5 protein-coding genes and 1 tRNA gene are annotated in these 5,892 nt (G+C 53.0%); 3 read left to right on the top strand and 3 right to left on the bottom strand.

Annotation, left to right across the window (positions count from 1 at the left end; all coding sequences use genetic code 11):
• Window positions 1-11 precede the first annotated feature (11 nt).
• Together HMPREF3050_RS01625 and zupT are read right to left on the bottom strand one after the other, a co-directional pair.
• The gene (locus HMPREF3050_RS01625; RefSeq protein WP_070773222.1) at window positions 12-296 is read right to left on the bottom strand and encodes a TM2 domain-containing protein; all 285 of its coding nucleotides are present in this window, start codon (window positions 294-296) and stop codon (window positions 12-14) included.
• A 304-nt stretch (window positions 297-600) separates the two neighbouring features.
• Entirely contained in the window at window positions 601-1,410 is an 810-nt protein-coding gene (gene zupT, locus HMPREF3050_RS01620; protein ID WP_049222900.1) for a zinc transporter ZupT, read from the bottom strand.
• Window positions 1,411-1,746: 336 nt separating this feature from the next.
• Between zupT and HMPREF3050_RS01615 the strand changes: the two genes are divergently transcribed.
• From HMPREF3050_RS01615 to ruvA, 3 genes are all read left to right on the top strand, one after another.
• Window positions 1,747-3,453, top strand: coding sequence for a molecular chaperone HscC (locus HMPREF3050_RS01615; RefSeq protein ID WP_070773221.1), 1,707 nt, complete (start codon window positions 1,747-1,749; stop codon window positions 3,451-3,453).
• 127 nt (window positions 3,454-3,580) lie between these two features.
• Window positions 3,581-3,656: transfer RNA gene (locus tag HMPREF3050_RS01610), tRNA-Lys, on the top strand.
• A gap of 185 nt (window positions 3,657-3,841) precedes the next feature.
• Window positions 3,842-4,426 carry a Holliday junction branch migration protein RuvA gene (gene ruvA, locus HMPREF3050_RS01605; RefSeq protein ID WP_003767617.1) on the top strand — a complete coding sequence of 195 codons (585 nt, stop codon included), beginning with the start codon at window positions 3,842-3,844 and terminating at the stop codon, window positions 4,424-4,426.
• A 102-nt stretch (window positions 4,427-4,528) separates the two neighbouring features.
• Here ruvA and HMPREF3050_RS01600 read toward each other — a convergent pair whose 3' ends face one another.
• Window positions 4,529-5,707 (bottom strand): phosphoglycerate kinase, encoded by a 1,179-nt coding sequence (locus HMPREF3050_RS01600; RefSeq protein WP_049225509.1) that lies wholly within the window; start codon window positions 5,705-5,707, stop codon window positions 4,529-4,531.
• Window positions 5,708-5,892: the final 185 nt, after the last annotated feature.

Raw genomic sequence — 5,892 nt, 5'->3', positions numbered from 1 at the left:
TCAGCCAATGCTTAAAACCACTCTTTCTTACCGACAACATAAACTTTTTCAAATTCTTCCGGCGTAGATGTCAGGTATTTAAAGATGTCGAAGAGAGATAAACCGACAACAACTATCAAAGCAGGATAGACAAAAAACATACCCACCACACCAATCGCCAAATAGATGATACCGGCTTTGTTTAAGCCCAAATAGAATTTATGCGCTCCGAAGCAACCTAAAAAGAACGCCAAAGCCGCGGCGATGATGCGTTTGTTGGTAGTAGGAAGGGATTGCAGAGGTGAATTTTCGGACATTTTTTCTCCAAACGGATAGTCAATACTAAGAAAGTGTTTTTAAGTATAGCAGAATAATGATATTAATTTCACATAGATTCTATTTTTATTGAATAATAAACCTATAAAATTTCGTAAATTTATGTTACGAAAAGCCTAATTTGCAGTTTAAATATGCGATTTCCTATACATTTTTAGCATATTATACTTACTACCTTTATTTATCTTTTCGATTTATCCGCATTTCTTAGCCAATCCGCCCCGCTTAAAGTTTCAGACGACCTCGACACTGCTTTTGACTCTGCCGCGCCTGTCTAGTTCAGATTTAAAAATGAAACAACACCAAACTCAGGGCAATCACCGCCATGCCGGACGTCAACCCGTAAACGGTTTCGTGTCCGTCGGAATAACGCTTGGCGGCGGGCAGCAATTCGTCCAACGCAAGAAACACCATCACGCCCGCAATCACGCCGAACACTGCGCCGAACACGAAAGGCGATAAAAACGGCTTGAGCATGGTGTAGCCCAAAACCGCGCCCAAAGGTTCGGCAAGCCCTGAAGCGAGGCAGGCGAGGACGGTTTTTTTGCGGTTGCGGGTGGCGAAATAAACGGGCGCGGCAATGGAAATGCCTTCGGGAATATTGTGTATCGCAATCGCAAGCGCCAGCGGCATCCCGACGGCGGGATTTTCCAGCGTGGCGAAAAACGTTGCCAAACCTTCGGGGAAGTTGTGCGCGGTAATCGCAAACGCTGCCATCATGCCGACGCGGGCGATGTGGCGGCGTTTGTTTTCCTGAAAGGCGGGGTCGTGCGGGTCGAGCGTTTCATGCGGGTTCGGCACAAGGCGGTCAATCAGCGCAATCGATCCCATGCCCGCCAGAAAAGCCAGCGTCGCGGCGGCGAAGGCTTTGTCTTTGTCGTAAACCTGCCCGAAGGCTTCGCTGGATTTGTTGAAAATCTCCGTCAGCGACACATACACCATCGCCCCGCCCGCGAACGCCAAACCGAATGACAAGACACGCGGGTTGGGCGTTTTGGAAAACATCACCAGCCCGCTGCCCAATACGGTAAACAATCCGGCGGCAAGGGCGATGCTGAAGGCGGTGATGAGGTTGGTTGAGCTGATATCAGGCATCGTCTTAAGTCGTTAACACAATAAAGAAATCAGCCTAACATATTTTCCCTAATTAGAGAATAATTATTATTTTTATTTGTATTAATGAGGACAATGTCGGATTAGAAACGTCGGCAAATACACAACCCATCTTACGATAAAAACCATTCCACCCCTTTTCCCTTCCCCCAAACGGCAACGCAGCCCGCCATCCGCCAGTCCGAAACGCCGCCGGATTTTCCATATAAATGGAAGAAATGTTATGATTTTGCAATCTTCCCTCTTTCAGACGACCCAGTGCGGATGATGTGAAAGGTCGTCTGAAACACATTCAACCCCCTCCGAAACGAGACATTCATGACCCTGCAAATCGGTATCGACTTAGGCACGACCAACAGCCTGATTGCCCAGTTCCACAACGGCGAAACCCGCCTGATTCCCAACCAACACGGCCATTTTCTGACACCGTCGGTCATCAGCGTCGCCGAAGACGGCAGCATCCTGACCGGCATCGCCGCACGCGAACGCCTCTCCACCGCCCCGACGCTGACCGCCTCGGCGTTCAAGCGATTTATGGGAACGGATAAAACTTTCCATTTGGGCAAGCGCACGTTCCGCGCCGAAGAGTTGTCCGCGCTGATTTTAAAAAGCCTGAAAGAAGATGCGGAAGCCTTTTTGGGGGAACCGGTATGCGATGTCGTTCTGACCGTTCCCGCCTATTTCAATGCCATCCAACGTCAGGCAACGAAAAACGCGGCGCAGATGGCAGGTTTGAACGTCTTGCGTTTGCTCAACGAACCGACTGCCGCCGGCCTTGCTTACGGATTGCAGGAAAAACCCGACGACACGCGCTTTTTGATTTACGACTTGGGCGGCGGGACGTTTGACGTATCCGTACTCGATTATTTCGACGGCGTCGTCCAAGTATCCGCCAGCGCGGGCGACAACCACTTGGGCGGCGAAGATTTCGTCAACGTGCTGCGCCAGTGTTTCCTGAAAAAATGCACGACGCTGACGTCGTCTGAAAGCGACAAACTGGCGCAAAACAGCGAATTGTGGCAGGTATTGGAAACCGCCAAGCGCAAACTGGGCGAAGAAATGCAGGCGGAAATCCGTTTCCATTACGGCGACACGGTTCACTCCGCCGTCATCAGCCGCGAAGAATTCCAAGAAGCCGCCACGCCATTAATGGGCCGCCTGCGTCAACCGCTGGAACGCGCATTGCGCGATGCCAAACTGCACCCTTCGCAAATCGACGGCATCATTTTGGTCGGCGGCGCGACACGGATGCCGATGATCCGTCATTCCATTGCCCAATTGTTCCGCCGCATCCCGCTTGTTTCGGTCAATCCCGACGAAGCCATCGCACGCGGCGCGGCGGTGCAGGCGGCGCTGATTGCGCGCAACGAAAGCGTGGAAGAAGTCGTCCTTACCGACGTGATGCCCTTCTCGCTCGGCACGGAAGCCGGCATGGACCTTGGCAACCAATACGTTACCGGACGGTTTATCCCGATTATTGAGCGCAATATGCCCGTTCCCGTTTCGCGCGTCGAAACTTTCATCACTTCCCACGACGGGCAGAAAGTGATTTTGGTCGATGTTTTGCAGGGCGAGTCCATGCTTGCCAAAGAAAACCTGAAGCTGGGCGAACTGTCGGTCAACGTCCCACCCAAGCCGAAAGGTCAGGTATCAATAGACGTCCGCTTCAGCTACGACGTCAACGGGCTTTTGGAAGTCGATATCAGCAACAAAAACCTGAATCTGCACATCAATCAGGTTTTCCGTCAAAACAGCCAAAGCCTGACGCCTGAAGAAATCAAGGCTTCCCTGATCAAACTCGCCGCCTTGAAAATCCATCCGCGCGATCAGCAGCACAATATCTATCTGTTGGAAAAAGCCAAACGCCTGTATGAAGAATTCCTCGGCGACAACCGGCACATCATCGCCGCAGAAGTGGCGCGTTTTGAAGCCGTATTGGAAACGCAGGACCCAATCGTTATCCATAGGGCGCAACAGCAATTTAGCGAATTTTTAAACCGTTTCGACGGCGGCTGGCTGCTGTAAACGCTTCGCTTTTCATCGGACATGCCGAACAATGAAAGATAAAATCCATTGAAAACAAAAAATTATGCAATACCGGCAAAAATAAGTTGACACCTTTCCGACGCATCCATATAATGCACGGCTTATCGGGTCGTTAGCTCAGTCGGTAGAGCAGCGGACTTTTAATCCGTTGGTCGAGCGTTCGAATCGCTCACGACCCACCAAATTTAAAAAGCTGAGTTGAAAAACTCAGCTTTTTTATTATCTTTCAGATACACGCAGACCAAACCATACGGAAACGCCGTATCGGTTTAAACTTAACCCGCCAAACCATCAAGGTTATCTGAAACGCCACAATCATACAAAACCGCGTTTTCAGACGACCCCGCCAACGCCACTCGGAATCCACATGATCAGTAGACTGACCGGCAAGCTCATCGAGAAAAACCCGCCGCAAATCGTCATCGACGTCAACGGCGTCGGCTACGAAGCCGACGTATCCATGCAGACTTTCTACAACCTGCCCGCCTTGGGCGAAACCGTACAGCTGTACACCCAGCTTGTCGTCCGTGAAGACGCGCATTTATTGTTCGGTTTTGCGACTGCCGACGAGCGGGCGACGTTCCGCCAGTTGGTCAAAGTCAGCGGCATCGGCGCGAAAACCGCGCTGGGCATACTCTCCGCCATGTCCGCCGACGAACTTGCCCGCGCTGTTGCCGACGAAGACATCAAACGCCTCTCCTCCGCCCCGGGCATCGGCAAAAAAACCGCCGAACGCATGGTTTTGGAACTGCGCGGCAAACTGGTTTCCCATGCCGTTGCCGACGGGCTTTTCGCTGCCGCGCCTGCCGCCGACGAAACGGACGACATCGTCAACACCCTGATTGCACTGGGTTACAACGAACGCGAGGCAAAAGCCGCCATCAAAGGCATCCCCAAAGGCACGGAAGTCGGCGAAGGCGTGCGCTTGGCTTTGAAAAACCTGTTGAAATAAAACATACCCCGCCTTGCCGTCAAAACGCGGCAACCATACAAAGAGGTCGTCTGAAAACCCCGAATCAGGTTTTCAGACGACCTCTTTTTTACGTCAAACCGCTTACGCGCCGCGTTTTTCCAAAGCGGCTACGGCAGGCAACTCTTTGCCTTCCAAAAATTCGAGGAATGCGCCACCGCCGGTGGAGATGTAGCCGATTTGGTCGGTAACGCCGAATTTGGCAATCGCCGCCAGCGTGTCGCCGCCGCCCGCAATCGAGAACGCTTTGCTTTGGGCGATGGCTTCGGCAAGGGCTTTCGTGCCGCCTGCGAACTGGTCAAACTCGAACACACCGACCGGGCCGTTCCAAACGATGGTGCCGGCGGCTTTGAGCAACTCGGCAAGTGCGGCGGCGGATTTCGGACCGATGTCCAAAATCATATCGTCTTCGGCAACGTCGGCAATGTCTTTCACAACCGCTTCGGCATCGGCGGCAAAGGCTTTGGCAACGACGACATCGGTCGGCAACGGTACGGAGCCGCCTTTGGCCGCCATTTTCGCCATGATTTTTTTGGATTCTTCCACCAAATCGTGTTCCGCCAAAGATTTGCCGATGGCTTTGCCTTCCGCCAACAGGAAGGTGTTGGCGATACCGCCGCCGACGATGAGTTGGTCGACTTTGTCCGCCAGCGATTCGAGGATGGTCAGTTTGGTGGACACTTTGCTGCCGGCGACAATCGCCACCATTGGGCGCGCGGGCTGTTTCAAGGCTTTACCCAAAGCGTCGAGTTCGCCCGCCATCAATACGCCGGCGCAGGCAACGGGCGCGGCTTGGGCAACGGCTTCGGTCGAGGCTTGGGCGCGGTGGGCGGTGCCGAACGCGTCGTTGACGAACACGTCGCACAAGGCGGCATAGGCTTTGCCCAGTTCCAAATCGTTTTTCTTCTCGCCCTTATTGATGCGCACGTTTTGCAGCATGACGACATCGCCCGCGTTCAGGGCGGGTTTGTTTTCACGCCAGTCGTTCAATACTTTCACGTCTTTGCCCAACAGGCTGCCCAAGTGCGCGGCAACGGGGGCGACATCGTCTTCGGGGTGGAACTCGCCTTCGGTCGGGCGGCCCAAGTGGGTCATCACGATAACGGACGCGCCGTTGTCCAAGCAGTATTTGATGGACGCGAGCGAAGCGCGGATACGGGTGTCGTCGCTGATTTTGCCGTCTTTGAACGGCACGTTCATATCGGCGCGGATGAGGACGGTTTTGCCCTGCACGTTTTGTTCGGTCAGTTTCAGAAATGCCATGATGTATCCTTTGTGAAGGTTGGAAACGGAAATGGGAATGTTCTCAATTATCCGCGAACGGGGCGCATCGGTAAAGGCGGGATTTGCCTGCACTTGATTTGCGTCAGCGGCAGGGTCGATATAAGGTCGTCTGAAAACGTGGTTTGAATGCAGTATAGTGGATTAACTTTAAACCAGTACGGCGT

This window comes from Neisseria sp. HMSC065D04 (assembly GCF_001815675.1).
Classification (GTDB): Bacteria; Pseudomonadota; Gammaproteobacteria; order Burkholderiales; family Neisseriaceae; genus Neisseria.
The sequence above is the reverse complement of the archived record's forward strand: the minus strand, read 5'-3'. Positions and strand labels throughout refer to the sequence as shown.